The organism is Arthrobacter pascens (assembly GCF_017052465.1).
GTDB lineage: Bacteria > Actinomycetota > Actinomycetes > Actinomycetales > Micrococcaceae > Arthrobacter > Arthrobacter pascens.
The window spans coordinates 15,865-30,348 of the sequence record NZ_JAFHKT010000148.1; the positions used below are offsets into that span (position 1 = coordinate 15,865).

Annotated in this window: 15 protein-coding genes and 1 riboswitch; of the genes, 11 read left to right on the forward strand and 4 right to left on the reverse strand. The window is 66.5% G+C overall.

The features are described 5' to 3' along the window. Positions 1-5: 5 nt before the first annotated feature. On the forward strand, positions 6-1,547 hold the full coding sequence (locus JYA52_RS16260; RefSeq protein ID WP_205654209.1) for an amino acid permease: 1,542 nt from the start codon (positions 6-8) through the stop codon (positions 1,545-1,547). Then, entirely contained in the window at positions 1,544-3,289 is a 1,746-nt protein-coding gene (locus JYA52_RS16265; RefSeq protein WP_205654210.1) for a flavin monoamine oxidase family protein, read from the forward strand. Before JYA52_RS16260 ends, JYA52_RS16265 begins: the two co-directional genes overlap by 4 nt. Position 3,290: 1 nt before the next feature. Here the strand turns inward: JYA52_RS16265 and JYA52_RS16270 are convergent, their stop codons facing one another. The 4 genes from JYA52_RS16270 to purU all read right to left on the reverse strand — a co-directional run bounded on the left by JYA52_RS16270 (position 3,291) and on the right by purU (position 5,853). Next, positions 3,291-3,812, reverse strand: coding sequence for a gamma carbonic anhydrase family protein (locus tag JYA52_RS16270; protein ID WP_205654211.1), 522 nt, complete (start codon positions 3,810-3,812; stop codon positions 3,291-3,293). A gap of 31 nt (positions 3,813-3,843) precedes the next feature. Further along, complete coding sequence (locus JYA52_RS16275) at positions 3,844-4,203, reverse strand: class I SAM-dependent methyltransferase (protein ID WP_205654212.1); 360 nt, start codon at positions 4,201-4,203, stop codon at positions 3,844-3,846. A 76-nt stretch (positions 4,204-4,279) separates the two neighbouring features. Continuing rightward, positions 4,280-4,960 carry a class I SAM-dependent methyltransferase gene (locus tag JYA52_RS16280; RefSeq protein ID WP_205654213.1) on the reverse strand — a complete coding sequence of 227 codons (681 nt, stop codon included), beginning with the start codon at positions 4,958-4,960 and terminating at the stop codon, positions 4,280-4,282. 32 nt (positions 4,961-4,992) lie between these two features. Beyond that, a complete protein-coding gene (purU, locus tag JYA52_RS16285; RefSeq protein ID WP_205654214.1) occupies positions 4,993-5,853 on the reverse strand; it encodes a formyltetrahydrofolate deformylase in 861 nt (286 codons plus the stop codon). A 42-nt stretch (positions 5,854-5,895) separates the two neighbouring features. Beyond that, positions 5,896-5,981: riboswitch (ZMP/ZTP riboswitch) on the forward strand. Positions 5,982-6,153: 172 nt separating this feature from the next. On the opposite strand from purU, the gene glyA reads away from it, so the two are divergent. From glyA to JYA52_RS16330, 9 genes are all read left to right on the forward strand, one after another. Then, the gene (gene glyA / locus JYA52_RS16290) at positions 6,154-7,461 is read left to right on the forward strand and encodes a serine hydroxymethyltransferase (RefSeq protein WP_205654215.1); all 1,308 of its coding nucleotides are present in this window, start codon (positions 6,154-6,156) and stop codon (positions 7,459-7,461) included. Between the two features lie 3 nt (positions 7,462-7,464). Then, positions 7,465-8,367, forward strand: coding sequence for a bifunctional methylenetetrahydrofolate dehydrogenase/methenyltetrahydrofolate cyclohydrolase (locus tag JYA52_RS16295; RefSeq protein ID WP_205654216.1), 903 nt, complete (start codon positions 7,465-7,467; stop codon positions 8,365-8,367). A gap of 190 nt (positions 8,368-8,557) precedes the next feature. After that, positions 8,558-9,511: an ABC transporter ATP-binding protein gene (locus tag JYA52_RS16300; protein WP_205654522.1), complete on the forward strand. Its 954-nt coding sequence runs from the start codon at positions 8,558-8,560 to the stop codon at positions 9,509-9,511. A gap of 22 nt (positions 9,512-9,533) precedes the next feature. Further along, the gene (locus tag JYA52_RS16305) at positions 9,534-10,394 is read left to right on the forward strand and encodes an ABC transporter permease (protein WP_205654523.1); all 861 of its coding nucleotides are present in this window, start codon (positions 9,534-9,536) and stop codon (positions 10,392-10,394) included. Further along, entirely contained in the window at positions 10,391-11,224 is an 834-nt protein-coding gene (locus JYA52_RS16310) for an ABC transporter permease (RefSeq protein WP_205654217.1), read from the forward strand. Before JYA52_RS16305 ends, JYA52_RS16310 begins: the two co-directional genes overlap by 4 nt. Before the next feature lie 105 nt (positions 11,225-11,329). Beyond that, the gene (locus JYA52_RS16315; RefSeq protein ID WP_205654218.1) at positions 11,330-11,893 is read left to right on the forward strand and encodes a hypothetical protein; all 564 of its coding nucleotides are present in this window, start codon (positions 11,330-11,332) and stop codon (positions 11,891-11,893) included. Positions 11,894-11,903: 10 nt separating this feature from the next. Continuing rightward, entirely contained in the window at positions 11,904-12,737 is an 834-nt protein-coding gene (locus JYA52_RS16320; protein ID WP_205654219.1) for an exodeoxyribonuclease III, read from the forward strand. 18 nt (positions 12,738-12,755) lie between these two features. Next, positions 12,756-13,865, forward strand: coding sequence for a tryptophan--tRNA ligase (gene trpS, locus JYA52_RS16325; protein ID WP_205654220.1), 1,110 nt, complete (start codon positions 12,756-12,758; stop codon positions 13,863-13,865). 4 nt (positions 13,866-13,869) lie between these two features. Continuing rightward, positions 13,870-14,478: a 2'-5' RNA ligase family protein gene (locus JYA52_RS16330; RefSeq protein WP_205654221.1), complete on the forward strand. Its 609-nt coding sequence runs from the start codon at positions 13,870-13,872 to the stop codon at positions 14,476-14,478. Positions 14,479-14,484 lie beyond the last annotated feature (6 nt).

Below are 14,484 nucleotides of genomic sequence, written 5' to 3' on the forward strand. Positions count from 1 at the left end.
CAACGATGACTGTGCCCACCACCACAGAACGGCGGCCGGCACCGCCTGCCGGCCGGCCCGGCCTGGCCGCGCAGCTGCTGCGCCGCAAGCCGATCGGACAGATGGTCAACGAAGCCGAAGCAGGCCACGGCGGCACCCGGCTGATCCGCAGCTTCGGCGTTTTCCAGCTGACCATGATCAGCGTCGGCGCGACCCTGGGAACCGGCATCCTGGTGATCCTGGGCGAATCGGTTCCGCTGGCCGGGCCGGCCATCTGGATCTCCTTCGCCATCGCCGGACTCGCCGCACTGCTGTCCGCAGTGTCCTACGCCGAAATGGCCGGCCTGGTTCCGGTGGCAGGCTCGAGTTACTCCTACAGCTACGCCACCTTGGGCGAGGGCATGGCCTGGATCTGTGGCTGGTGCCTCGTGCTCGAATACGCCGTCTCGGTCGCGGCCGTGGCGGTCGGCGCGGGCCAGTACGTGAACGAGTCCCTGGCGGTCTTCGGCCAGATCCTGCCCGACGCAATCTCCCAGCCGCCCGGAGACGGCGGACTCGTGAACATTCCGGCGATGGTCATCGTTCTGCTCGCCATGATCCTGCTGGTACGCGGCGCCAAGGAAAGCGCCTGGATCAACACCGCCATCGTGGTGGTCAAGGTGGGAATCCTGATCTTCTTCTGCGCCGTGGCATTCACCGCCTTCAACGCCGGCAACTTCGAGCCTCTCCTTCCCATGGGCGCAGCCGGGGTCTCAGCTGCCGCGTCCAGCGTCTTCTTCTCCTACATCGGCTTCGATGCGGCCTCCACAGCCGGTGAGGAAGCGCGCAACCCCAAGCGGGACCTGCCGCGGGCCATCATGCTCTCCATGCTGATCGTCACCACCATCTACGTGCTGGTGGCCGTGGCCGCAATCGGCGCCCGGCCCTGGGGCTGGTTCGACGGCACGGAAGCTGCCCTGGTCAAGATCCTCGAGGAAACCACCGGTCAGCCGTGGATCGCGCTGGTCTTCGCCGTCGGCGCCGTCCTTGCCATCGCCAGCATCGTCCTGACGGTCCTCTACGGACAGACCCGCATCCTTCTCTCCATGGCCCGCGACGGGCTCATTCCCGGGATTTTCGGCCGCGTCTCCGCGAGGACCGGCACGCCGGCTGCCGGCACCCTGATCGTCGGCATCCTCGTGGCAGTCACGGCGGGCCTGGTTCCGCTCGGCGCCCTGGCCGACGCCACGAGCATCGGCACCCTCTTTGCCTTTGGGCTGGTGAACGTTGCCGTCCTCTACCTCCGCCGCGTGCGGCCCGAACTCAAGCGGACCTTCCGGGTCCCGCTGTTTCCGCTCACGCCCATCCTCGGAGCGCTCATGTGTGCATACCTGATGGCTAACCTCGGGGGGGATACCTGGATGACCTTCGGCATCTGGATGCTGGTGGGTCTCGCGGCGTACTTCGGCTATGGCCGCCGCAACTCAAGGGTGGCTTCCCTGACTCACGAGGAATACCGTGAACTGTCCAGCCGTGAACTTTCGAGCACCCCGTCAAACCCCGAAACCATGAAGGCAGAGCTTCCATGACAACCGCTACCGAATTGCCGGCTTCCGATCCGTCCAGCACGGCCACGTTCGCTCCCTCCGCCGGCGCCGCGACGGCCGCCGCGGACACGCTGGGCCAGGCACCCATCACCATGCTGAATCCGGACTTCCCGTTCAGCTACGACCATTACCTCGACCACCCGGACGGCTTGGGCTCGGTACCGCCCGAGCTCTACGGCACTGAGGTGGCTGTGGTCGGGGCCGGCCTTTCCGGACTGGTCACGGCCTACGAACTCATGAAGCTGGGGCTGCGCCCGGTGGTCTACGAGGCCGACCAGATCGGCGGCCGGCTGCGCACTGCCGGCTTCCCCTCCGCTCCCGGTGTGGTGGCGGACCTCGGCGGCATGCGCTTTCCCGTCTCCGGCAAGGCCTTCTACCACTACGTGGAGCTGCTGGGCCTCGAAACCCAGGACTTCCCCAACCCGCTCGCACCCGCCACCTCCAGCACGGTGATCGAACTTGCCGGGGAGAAGCACTATGCCAGCACCGCGGCGGACCTGCCGCCGTTCTTCCGCGAAGTGGCCGAGGCTTGGAAAGCCGCCGTGAACGACGGCGCCAAGTTCAGCGAGATGCAGGACGCGATCCGGGCACGCGACACAGCCCGGATCAAGGAACTCTGGAACGAGCTGCTGCCGCTGCTGGACGAGCAGACCTTCTACGGCTTCATCGCCGCGAGCGAGTCCTTCCGGGAAGCGGGCTTCGCCCACCGCGAGGCTTTCGGCCAGGTGGGCTTCGGCACCGGCGGCTGGGACACGGACTTCCCCAACTCCATCCTCGAGATCCTGCGCGTCGTCTACACCGACGCCGACGACCAGCACCGCCTTATCGCCGGGGGAGCGCAGCGGCTCCCCGAGGCACTGTGGCACCACACGCCGTCGGGCATGGCCCACTGGCCGAAAGGGACGTCCCTGGCGTCACTGCATTCCGGCTCCCCGCGGGGAGCCGTGGACCGGATCAGCCGCGACGCGAACGGCGACCTGCGCATCCGCGAGCGGTGGGGGCGCGAATCGGCCTACCCGGCCGTGGTGACCACCTGCCAGTCATGGCTGCTGTCCACCCGCATCCACACCGAAGAGGCGCTGTTCCCCGCCGAGCTGTGGACGGCGATCGAGCGCTCGCACTACATGCAGTCCTCCAAGACGTTCGTGATGGTGGACCGGCCGTTCTGGAAGGACATCGATCCCGCCACCGGCCGGGAGACCATGTCCATGACGCTGACGGACCGCCTGAACCGCGCCACCTACCTGCTGGACAACGGCCCGGACCAGCCCGCCGTGATCCTGCTGTCCTACACCTGGAACGACGACGCGCTGAAGTGGCTCGCCCTCGACGCGGACCAGCGGGTTGAACTGATGCTGCACTCGCTGGAGCAGATCTATCCGACCGTGGACATCGCGAGCCACATCGTGGGCCAGCCAATCACCGTGTCGTGGGAAGCGGATCCCAACTTCATGGGCGCGTTCAAGGCGAACCTGCCCGGGCATTACCGTTACCAGCAGCGGCTTTTCACCCATTTCAAGCAGGACAAGCTGCCGGAAGCGCAGCGCGGGATCTTCCTGGCCGGCGACGACGTCTCGTTCACCGCGGGCTGGGCCGAAGGCGCCGTGACTACCGGGCTCAACGCGGTCTGGGGCGTGGTGAACCACCTCGGCGGTTCATCTTCCGCAGCGAACCCGGGCCCGGGCGACCTCCTCGACGCGCTGGGACCCATCAGCCTGGACTGAGTCAGTCGGCGTGGACCTCGCGGTGTGCCTGCGCGAGGTCACGGTAGTTCGCCGCGTTGCGCTTCACGCCGTCGAACTCCTCATCCGTGAGTTCCCGGCGGACCTTGGCGGGGACCCCGGCCACGAGGGAGCGCGGCGGAACCACGGTGCCCTCCAACACCACGGCGCCGGCCGCCACAAGCGAGCCGGCGCCGATCACCGCGCCGTTGAGGATGGTGGCGCTCATGCCGATGAGGCAGTCGTCCTCAACGGTGCAGCCGTGAACCACCGCGCTGTGCCCGACGCTGACCCGCGCCCCGACGCTGCAGGGGAATCCCGGGTCGGCGTGCAGCACCACGTTGTCCTGCAGGTTGCTGCCGCTGCCCACGCTGATGGTTGCGGTGTCGGCGCGTACGGAGACTCCGTAGAAGGCGCTGGCGTCCTCGGCGAGCGTGGCGCGGCCGATGATGGACGCCGTCGGAGCAACGAAGACGGAGGCGTGGATGTCCGGCGTGTCGCCGGCGAAAGAGTAGATGGGAGCCATGCCCCCAGCCTAAGACACAGTGGAGTGCCGCTCAGGGGAGGACGACGGCGATCGGCGCGCCCGGCTCTGCTACCCGCTCAAGCTCCCGCACGATGCCGTCCGCCTGGTCCGCCGTGAGGCCCGCCAGCGACTCGACCGCCCAGACAGCCGGGAAGGTGTTGTCCGCGAAGGGCAAGCGCGCGGGCTCCGCCACCGACACGCTCAGGCGGCGGGCGACGGCATAACGGACGTTCCCGTCGAAGGGATCAACGCCCGTGTAGTGGATTCCTGCCTGGACAAACCTGATGCCGTCATCGCCCGGACCGCAGCACACGTCCAGGACTGCGTGCCGCCCCTCGGCCTTGAGCAGGGCGATGAAGGGTTCCAGTGAGGTGTCCGTCAACAAAGGCATGGTGTTAACCAGTCTCAGTTAAAACGCGGCCGCTGTGAACCGCCGGTCGCTTCTGTCAGGCCGATCGGCGCGCTACCTAATTACGCCGTGGAGCGCGGAGGATCAGGAACTGGTAATGCTGCGTCCAGTGGCCAGCGCCAGGGCCGGACTCGGCGCCAGTGCCTTCCGGCCACGTGACGAATTCCTCAATCTTGCCGTGACGGCCGAAGATCTGCCGCAGCGCGGCGTCACTTCGACGGCTGAAAAATCGCCGCGGCTGGATCTGGTCTTCGGGGTTGAGCACCTCTTCGTCCTCCCCGGACCAGAGGCCGACGGCGATCGGCGCACCCGGCGCGGCCACCCGCACGAGTTCACGGACGACGCCGTCGATGTCCCGGTTGGGGATGTGCAACAGCGTGCTCATGCTCCACAGCGCAGGGAACGCGCCGTTGGCGAAGGGAAGGTTCCGGGCGCTGGCAACCGAGACGTTCAGGCCCTTGGCTGTGGCGATCCGCACCTGCCCTTCGGACAGGTCAACGCCGGTGTACTGGATGCCCGCCTGGACGAACTTCAGACCGTCGAGCCCCGGGCCAGTGCCGATTTCCAGAACGCCGCGCCTGCCCTCAGCTTTCAGCCGGGCGATGAATAGCTCCCGCTGCTCCGCACGCTGTGGGGTCAGCGGATGCTCCGGGTGCAAGACGGCGCGCTGGTTGTAGAACTTTGCCAGCCTGTCCTCGCCGCTGTCCTGCGGAGCTGGGTCCTCCCCGGCCGGCGCCACGTCCTACTCCCTGGATCCTGGCTACACGGAGGCTAGTTGAAAACCACGGTCCGGTTGCCGTCCAGGAGCACCCGGTGCTCGGCGTGCCACTGCACTGCCTGGGCGAGGGTCCGGCCCTCAACGTCGCGGCCCATCTGCACGAACTGCTCGGGAGTGCGCGCATGGTCCACCCGGATCACTTCCTGCTCAATGATGGGGCCCTCATCCAGCGCAGCGGTGACGTAGTGTGCCGTGGCGCCGATCAGCTTCACGCCGCGGGCATGGGCCTGGTGATACGGCTTCGCGCCCTTGAAGGACGGCAGGAAGGAATGGTGGATGTTGATGGCTTTGCCGGTCAGCTCCGCGCACAGATCATCCGAGATGATCTGCATGTAGCGGGCCAGGACGGTCAGCTCAATGCCTTCCTCCGCAATGATCTTCCGCAGCCGGTCCTCCGCCTGGACCTTGGTGTCGGGGGTGACCGGAATGTAGTGGAACGGAATTCCATAGAACTCTGCGAGCCCGGCCAGGTCGTTGTGGTTGGAGACGATGGCCGGAACCTCGATCGGCAGCGTGCCGGAGCGCTGCAGGAACAGCAAATCGTTCAGGCAGTGCGCGGATTTGCTCGCCATGAGCAGTGTGCGGACCTTCTGGCCCACCGGGTGGAGGCTCCACTGCATGCCGAAGGCCTCGGCAACGGGTTCCAGGGCAGCCTGGACCTCGGCCCGGGAGGCGGACGTGGTGGCCTCGACGCGCATAAAGAAGGTTCCGGTGGACTGGCTGCCGTACTGCTGGGAGTCCGTAATATTGCAGCCCGCCACGAGCAGGGCGCCGGCCACGGCGTGGACAATTCCGGGGCGGTCCGGGCAGGACAGGGTTATTACGTACGCTTTGGCGAGCTGGTCTTCAATCACGAAGAACAGCCTACCCGCGCCGGCGGCCGGCTTTTGGTAGTCTGGTGGGGTCGCAACTGGCGTTGGGTGGCTAACCACCAGGGAGCGGCAATCACGAAGACCACGGATCGTACGCCTGGGCCGAGGGTCATGTTTTGCCGGTTGAGCGCTGCGCTTCCTGAAGTGCGCGGTCTCCCGGGTGCGCTGCGGCGCCCTGAACGGACGATTGCGGGCCAGTCCCGGATTGTCATCAGGGGCGGAGCCGCGCCCCCAGCCGGTAGCCTGACCTTAGCAGTGCCCATCCCTAGCCAGGAGTTCTTCGTGACTACTTCACCGACTTCCGTCAGCACTTCCGCCACCGTCAGCAACCAGCCGCTGGCTGAACTCGACCCCGAGATCGCCGCAGTCCTGGACCAGGAGCTCGGCCGCCAGCGCGGCACCCTGGAAATGATCGCCTCCGAAAACTTCGCGCCGCGCGCCGTGATGGAAGCCCAGGGCTCCGTCCTGACCAACAAGTACGCCGAGGGCTACCCGGGCCGCCGCTACTACGGCGGCTGCGAATACGTCGACGTTGCCGAGCAGTTGGCAATCGACCGGGTGAAGACCCTGTTCGGCGCCGAATACGCCAACGTCCAGCCGCACTCCGGCGCGCAGGCCAACGCTGCCGCACTCTCCGCCATGATCACCCCGGGCGACAAGATCCTGGGCCTGTCCTTGGCGCACGGTGGCCACCTGACCCACGGCATGAAGCTTAACTTTTCCGGCAAGCTCTACAATGTGGCGGCCTACCAGGTGGAGCAGGACAACTTCCGCATCGACATGGACAATCTGCGCGAGCAGGCCATCGCCGAAAAGCCGCAGGTCATCATCGCCGGCTGGTCCGCCTACCCGCGCCACCTCGACTTCGCCGCGTTCCGCTCCATCGCGGACGAAGTGGGCGCCCTCCTCTGGACGGACATGGCGCACTTCGCCGGCCTCGTGGCGGCCGGACTGCACCCGAGCCCGGTGCCGCACTCCGACGTCGTCACCTCCACCGTGCACAAGACCCTCGCCGGCCCCCGCTCCGGCGTGATCCTGGCCAAGCAGGAGTGGGCCAAGAAGCTCAACTCCAACGTCTTCCCCGGCCAGCAGGGCGGACCGCTCATGCACGTGATCGCGGCGAAGGCTGTGGCCTTCAAGATCGCCGGCACCGCAGAATTCAAGGAGCGCCAGGAGCGCGTCCTCGAAGGTGCGAAGATCATCGCCGACCGCCTGAACCAGTCCGACGTCGCCGAGGCCGGCGTCTCGGTCCTGACTGGCGGCACGGATGTGCACCTGGTGCTGGTGGACCTGCGCAACTCGCAGCTGGACGGCCAGCAGGCCGAAGACCTCCTGCACTCCGTGGGCATCACCGTCAACCGCAACGCCGTGCCGTTCGACCCCCGCCCGCCGATGGTCACCTCCGGCCTGCGCATCGGAACGCCGGCACTGGCCACCCGCGGCTTCGGCGCCAACGAATTCACCGAGGTCGCCGAGATCATCGCCACCGCACTGAAGGCCGGCTCCGGCACCGACGTGGAGGCGCTGCAGGCCCGCGTGGACAAGCTCGCCGCCGACTTCCCCCTGTACCCGCAGCACGAGCAGTGGTAACCAATGACCGCTGATATCGCGAAGACCGCCCAGATCCTTGACGGCAGGGCCACCGCCGCCGCCATCAAGGCCGAACTGACTGAACGTGTGGCCGCACTCAAGGCCAAAGGCGTCACACCGGGACTGGGCACCATCCTCGTCGGCTCCGATCCGGGCAGCATGTGGTACGTGGGCGGCAAGCACAAGGACTGCGCCGAGGTAGGCATCACGTCCATCCGCCGCGACCTGCCCGAGGACACCAGCCAGGAGGACCTCCTGGCAGTGGTCCGCGAGCTGAACGAGAACCCGGATTGCACCGGCTACATCGTCCAACTGCCGCTGCCCAAGCACATCGACCAGGACGTCATCCTGGAGGCCATGGATCCGGACAAGGACGCCGACGGCCTGCACCCGATGAACCTGGGCCGGCTCGTGGCCAACATCAGCGGGCCCATGAAGTCCCCGCTGCCGTGCACACCCAAGGGCTGCGTGGAGCTGCTGACCCGCCACGGCATCGACCTCAAGGGCAAGCGCGTCCTCGTGGTGGGCCGCGGCGTCACCATCGGTCGTCCGGTGGGCCTGCTGCTCACCCGCAAGGACGTCAACGCCACCGTGGTCCTGGCCCACACCGGCACCGTCGACCTGCCCGCCGAACTCCGGCAGGCCGACGTCGTGATCGCCGCTGCGGGCTCGCCGCACATGATCAAGGCTGAAAACCTGAAGCCGGGCGCGATAGTGCTCGACGTCGGCGTCAGCCGCGTCGATGACGGCACCGGCAAAGCGGTGGTCACCGGGGACGTGCACCCGGATGCTGCCGACGTCGCCGCCTGGCTGTCCCCGAATCCGGGCGGCGTGGGTCCGATGACCCGCGCCATGCTCCTCGCCAACGTGGTGGAGACCGCGGAACGCCACGCCGGCCTGGCCTAGGTTGGGCAAGCTCAACCAGCGGGGCCTCCGCTGATCGAAGCGCAGGGCGCCCTCTCCTCCGGGAGCGGGCGCCCTGCGGCGTTTGGCGGGCGCAATCTTTTGAGACCGAGCTATTCCTTTGGCCCCGGACGGGTATTAGCGTAATGGGGTGCCCGAACTCCACTCTTCCGAAGAAACGTCCGAAAAACCTGTGTCCAGCGAGGAATCCGGGCCGGTCCCGCGCCCGTTCGTCATCAAGGCTGAAAACCTGACCAAAACCTACGGCGACGTCACCGCCGTCGACGGCATTTCCTTCAGCGTTCCCGCGGGGGAGTCGTTCGGGCTGCTGGGACCCAACGGCGCCGGCAAATCGACAACCATGAAGATGATCGGCGGGGTGGCCCAGCGCACCTCCGGCAGCCTGACCATCATGGGGCTGGACCCGGAGCAGCACGGGCCGGAAGTCCGTGCGCACCTGGGCGTCGTGCCGCAGCAGGACAACCTGGACGAAGAACTCAGGGTCCGGGACAACCTGCTGGTGTACGGGCGCTACTTCGGGCTGCCGATGAGCTACCTGCGGCCGAAGGCGGATGAACTGCTCGAATTTGCGCAGCTCACGGACAAGGCCAAGTCCAAAGTGGATGCGCTGTCTGGAGGCATGAAGCGGCGCCTCACCATCGCCCGCTCGCTCATCAACGAGCCCCGCATCCTGCTCCTCGACGAGCCCACCACGGGCCTCGACCCGCAGGCGCGACACATCCTGTGGGACCGCCTGTTCCGGCTCAAGGAACAGGGAGTCACGCTGATCCTCACCACCCACTACATGGACGAGGCCGAGCAGCTCTGCGACCGGCTCATCGTCGTGGACAAGGGCCGGATAATGGCGGAGGGCTCCCCGGCCAGCCTGATCCGCAACTATTCCACCCGCGAGGTCCTGGAACTGCGCTTCGGTTCGGAACGGAACGCCAGCATTGGCGGGGAACTCGAAGGAATCGGCGAGCGGCTGGAGACCCTGCCGGACCGCGTCCTGATCTACACCCACGACGGCGAGGCGGCCCTGGAGGAAGTCTCCGCCCGCGGCCTGCGCCCGCTCACCTCGCTGGTGCGCCGGTCCTCGCTGGAGGACGTCTTCCTCCGGCTCACGGGCAGGAGCCTCGTTGACTGAGCCGCTGTCCGGAAAAGACCCACTGTCAGGGGACCTTGCAGAACGTCCGACGGCGGGTTCCCCCCTGCACGCCCACCCACCGGAGGTGTCCGCCGCCAAGGCGCGGCGCTGGGGCGCGTTCTATTTCGCCGAGCAGGTCCTGCGGGTGATGAAGGGCTACGGCTGGTCCATCTTCCTGTACAGCGTGGGACAACCGGCCGCCTACCTGTTTGCGATGGGCGTCGGCCTTGCCACACTCGTGGAGGCCAGTGCCGCCGGGGCGTTCGGCGGGGTGAGCTACCTCGCGTTCATCGCCCCCGCGCTGCTGATTTCGGCCGCCGTCATGACGGCCGCCACGGAATTTACCTTTCCGGTGATGGACGGCTTCAAATGGCGCCGGGTCTACTACGGGCCACATGCGTCACCGCTGACGCCCGAGCAGATCGCCGGCGGCCAGATCATTGCCGTGACGGTGCGCTTCTTCGTGCAGTCGGTCATCTACTTTGCGATCGTGGCGCTGTTCGGTGCCTCGCCCAGCGGCTGGGGGTGGATCTCCATCCTCGTGGCCACCCTGGCGGGCCTGTCCTTCGGGCTGCCGCTGATGGCGTACGCCGCCACCATCAAGGAGGACAAAGGCCAGTTCGCCATGGTCATGCGGTTCATCGTGATGCCGCTGTTCCTTTTTTCCGGCACGTTCTTCCCGCTGGACACGCTGCCTGTCCTGGTGCGCTGGGTTGGCTGGATCTCGCCCATCTGGCACGGGACGGAACTGGGGCGGGTCCTGAGCTACGGCTATGACGAACCGCCCGTGCTGACCATCATCCACATCGTCTTCCTGCTGGGGCTCGCCTGGTTCGGCTGGGTGCTCACCAAGCGCCAATTCGTGAGGAGGATGGGGCAATGACAGTCCTGACCCAGGGCCACAGTGTCACCGAGGAGGCACGCAACAGGCGCTTCGGACCGCTGTACTCCCGCAACGCCAAGGCTGTGATCGGGCGCGGGCTGATGGCCACCAAGAGCAGCAACTGGCTGGTCATGCTGTCCGGATTCTTCGAGCCGGTGCTGTTCCTGCTCTCCATGGGCATCGGGATGGGTGCCGTGGTGGGCACGGTCCAGGGACCGGGCGGACAGGAGATCAGCTACGCGGCCTACATCGCCCCCGCCCTGCTGGCGGTTTCGGCCATGAACGGCGCCGTGTACGACTCCACCTGGAATGTCTTCTTCAAGATGAACTTCGCCAAGCTCTACCAGGGAATGCTCTACACGTCGCTGGGCCCGCTGGACGTGGCGATGGGGGAGATCTTCCTGGCCCTGCTGCGCGGACTGCTCTACGCCACCGGCTTCACGGCCGTGATGGGCCTGCTGGGGCTCATCACCACGCCATGGGCGTTGCTCATGATCCCGGCCTCGGTCCTTATCGCCTTCGGTTTTGCCAGTTTCGGCATGGGCATCACCAGCTTCATGAAGACGTTCCAGCAGATGGACTGGATCAACTTCATCATGCTGCCCATGTTCCTGTTCAGCGCCACGTTCTATCCGCTGAGCGTCTACCCGGAGTACATCCAGTGGATGATCCAGGCGATGCCGCTGTGGCACGGCGTTGAGCTGCTGCGACAGATCAGCGCGGGAGCCTTCACCCCGGCGACCGCCATCCACATCGGCTATTACCTGGTGATGATCGTGCTCGGCCTGATGCTGACCACCGGCAGGCTGCGGAGTCTGTTCCTGAAGTAACAGTCCTGCGCTGACTGCCGGTGCTGTGCGCCGGTGTCTGCCGGCGCTGTTCGCCTCCGGTGGAAGCGTTCCTGGCCACGCCCGCAGGTTTGAGACAATGGCACCATGCAATCTCTGGGCAGCTCCAAATCTTCCTCCCACCCGGCCAAGGGCGGATTTTCCATGTTCCGCATCAGCGGCCCCGGCCTCCTGGTCCTGATCACGGCGTTCCTGGTAGCCGTCATCTTCGCGGCAAACCAGAACGACGTCGTCGGCTGGGTCGTGGCTGTCATCGCACTGTTCTGGCTCCTGCTGGCATCGTTCGTGGTGTTCAGCATCCAGAAGGCAGCCAAGAAGGCCGGAGCGAAGCTCAACGAGGCGCAGAATGCGTTCAACGCGGCGGCCGGCCGGGCGCCGTCGCACACCTCCGCGGACCATGGCGGAACCCGTCTGGTGCGTGAACGCGGCGAAGCCGAGGAAGTCCGCGACCTGAAGCTGGACCACTCCTTCAAAATCGTCCAGGTGCAGGTCCGGGTGGTGGAGCAGGAACGCGCCAAGGGTGCCGCCGCAGACCAGGAAACCATCCGCCGCGCCCTCGAGACCATCGAAATCACGGCGACCAACGCCAGGGACATGATCAAGTCCTCCGGCGGCCCGGGTGAGCCCGTTACCGGAACCATCATCGACTAGAGTGGAGCGGGTGAGCTCGGCATTGAAGAAGGACCACCTTCGCATCGCAACAGTCAACGTCAACGGCCTCCGCGCTGCCTACAAGAAGGGCATGGCGGAGTGGCTGGCGGACCGCGAGGTGGACATCCTTACCCTGCAGGAAGTCCGCGCCCCGGACGCCATCGTCCACAAGCTGCTGGGCGAAGGGTGGCATGTCCTGCACGCCGAGGCTGAGGCCAAAGGCCGCGCCGGCGTCGCCATCGCTTCCCGGGAGGAGCCGCTCGAAACCCGGGCCCACATCGGAGACGACTACTTCGCCACTGCCGGCCGCTGGGTGGAGGCCGATTTCCGCGTCCGGGACGCCGCGGGCAACCCCTCCCAGCTGACCGTGGTGAGCGCCTACGTGCACTCGGGCGACGTCGGGACGCCCAAGCAGGTGGACAAGTACCGCTTCCTGGACGTCATGACCACACGCCTGCCCGAACTGTCCAAGCACAGCGACCATGCCCTGGTCACGGGTGACCTGAACGTCGGCCACACCGAGCTGGACATCAAGAACTGGAAGGGCAACGTCAAGAAAGCCGGCTTCCTGCCCGAGGAGCGCGCCTACTTCGACCGTTTCTTCGGCGAGGAAATCGGCTGGAAGGATGTCCACAGGGGCCTGGCGGGCAACGTCAACGGCCCCTACACCTGGTGGTCCCAGCGCGGCCAGGCCTTTGACAATGACTCTGGCTGGCGCATCGACTACCACATGGCTACCCCCGCCCTCGCCGCCGCAGCTGTATCGGCGGTCGTGGACCGCGCGCCCTCGTGGGACACCCGTTTCTCTGACCATGCACCGCTGGTAGTGGACTACCGGCTCTAGTCTTAAGGCCTCCGACGAATGACCTCCACCCCCATCGTGACCAACTCCGCGGGCTCCGGGCAGCCTGATGCCGCCGCCACCCTCCAGCAGGCGACCGGGACCGGGCAGGACGCCGGGATCCGCCACCGCATCCTGTCGGGGATGCAGCCCTCCGCGGACTCGCTGCACCTTGGCAACTACCTGGGCGCCCTCGTCAACTGGGTGAGGATGCAGGAGGAGTACGACGCCATCTTCTTCATCCCGGACCTGCACGCCATCACCGTTCCGCAGGACCCGGCCGAACTGGCACGCCGCACCCGCGTCACGGCCGCGCAGTACATCGCCGGCGGGGTGGACGTGGACAAGTGCACCCTGTTTGTCCAGTCCCAGGTGCCCGAGCACGCGCAGCTGGCCTGGGTCCTGAACTGCATCACGGGCTTCGGCGAAGCGTCCCGCATGACGCAGTTCAAGGACAAGGCGCTGCGGCAGGGCTCGGACGCCGCCAGCGTGGGCCTGTTCACCTATCCCGTTCTGCAGGCCGCGGACATCCTGCTGTACCAGCCGCACGGTGTTCCCGTCGGCGAGGACCAGCGCCAGCACGTGGAGCTCAGCCGCGACCTCGCAACCCGGTTCAACACCCGCTTCGGCCAAACGTTCACGGTGCCCAAGCCCTTCATCCAGAAGGAATCCGCGAAGATCTACGATCTGCAGCAGCCCACCGTCAAGATGTCCAAGTCGGCTGAATCGCCGGCCGGCCTGATCAACCTGCTCGACGAGCCCAAGGTCACCGCCAAACGGATCAAGTCCGCGGTGACCGACGCCGAAACCGAGATCCGTTTCGACCGCGAGGCCAAGCCGGGCGTGTCCAACCTGCTGACCATTTACTCGGTCATCACTGGCCAGAGCGTGGAACAGCTGGTCGCGGCCTACGAGGGCAAGATGTACGGCCACCTCAAAGTGGACCTGGCCGAGGTCGTGACAGAGCGCCTGACGCCGATCCGCGACCGCGCCAACGAACTGCTCGCAGATCCGGCTGAGCTGGACCGGCTCCTGGCCCACGGGGCGGACAAGGCTCGTGAAATTGCCACGGCCACCCTCCAGGACGTCTACGCCAAGGTCGGCTTCCTCCCATACGCCGGAGCCCGCTAATCCGATGCCCGCTCGGAAGCCTGCCACCAGCGAAGCCAGCTCCGCGATGAGCCTTGGGGTCATCCTGGGCTTTCCGCCTGGAATCGCCGAGGAACTGCAGCGGTGGCGGGCGTCCTTTGGGGACCCCATGGCCACGGTCATTCCGGCGCACATCACCCTCATCACCACCACGCCCACCCAGGACTGGGAGGCCGCGCGGGAACACGTCCGCGAAGTGGCGCGCACCCAGACACCCTTCATGGTCACGATCGCCGGCACGGGCTCCTTCCGGCCCGTGTCCCCGGTGGTCTTCATCAACGTGGAAGAGGGGTTCGAGGAGTGCGTCGAGCTGCACGAAAAACTGCAGACCGGCCCCTTGGAACGTCAGCTGCCCTTTGCCTACCACCCCCACGTGACCGTCGCGCACGATGTGGCCCCGGAAAGCCTGGACGAGGCCGAAACGGTGCTCAAGGACTACAGGGCGACCTTCCCTGTGGTTAGCATGGGACTCTACGAGCACGATACTGACGGTATTTGGCAGCTACGGGAAGAGCTTGACTTTGGTACCGAACCTGACGACGAACGAGAGCCGCTCCGAGCCGCAGATGCCGGAGGAGCCACCTCTTCCCACTGACCGGGC

What these genes read in the sequence shown, in the direction of transcription:
- JYA52_RS16330 (WP_205654221.1), top strand. Translation starts at nt 13,870, where the DNA reads ATGCCCGCTCGGAAGCCTGCCACCAGCGAAGCCAGCTCCGCGATGAGC.
- JYA52_RS16265 (WP_205654210.1), top strand. Translation starts at nt 1,544, where the DNA reads ATGACAACCGCTACCGAATTGCCGGCTTCCGATCCGTCCAGCACGGCC.
- JYA52_RS16295 (WP_205654216.1), top strand. Translation starts at nt 7,465, where the DNA reads ATGACCGCTGATATCGCGAAGACCGCCCAGATCCTTGACGGCAGGGCC.
- JYA52_RS16260 (WP_205654209.1), top strand. Translation starts at nt 6, where the DNA reads ATGACTGTGCCCACCACCACAGAACGGCGGCCGGCACCGCCTGCCGGC.
- JYA52_RS16315 (WP_205654218.1), top strand. Translation starts at nt 11,330, where the DNA reads ATGCAATCTCTGGGCAGCTCCAAATCTTCCTCCCACCCGGCCAAGGGC.
- JYA52_RS16275 (WP_205654212.1), bottom strand. Translation starts at nt 4,203, where the DNA reads ATGCCTTTGTTGACGGACACCTCACTGGAACCCTTCATCGCCCTGCTC.
- JYA52_RS16310 (WP_205654217.1), top strand. Translation starts at nt 10,391, where the DNA reads ATGACAGTCCTGACCCAGGGCCACAGTGTCACCGAGGAGGCACGCAAC.
- JYA52_RS16270 (WP_205654211.1), bottom strand. Translation starts at nt 3,812, where the DNA reads ATGGCTCCCATCTACTCTTTCGCCGGCGACACGCCGGACATCCACGCC.
- trpS (WP_205654220.1), top strand. Translation starts at nt 12,756, where the DNA reads ATGACCTCCACCCCCATCGTGACCAACTCCGCGGGCTCCGGGCAGCCT.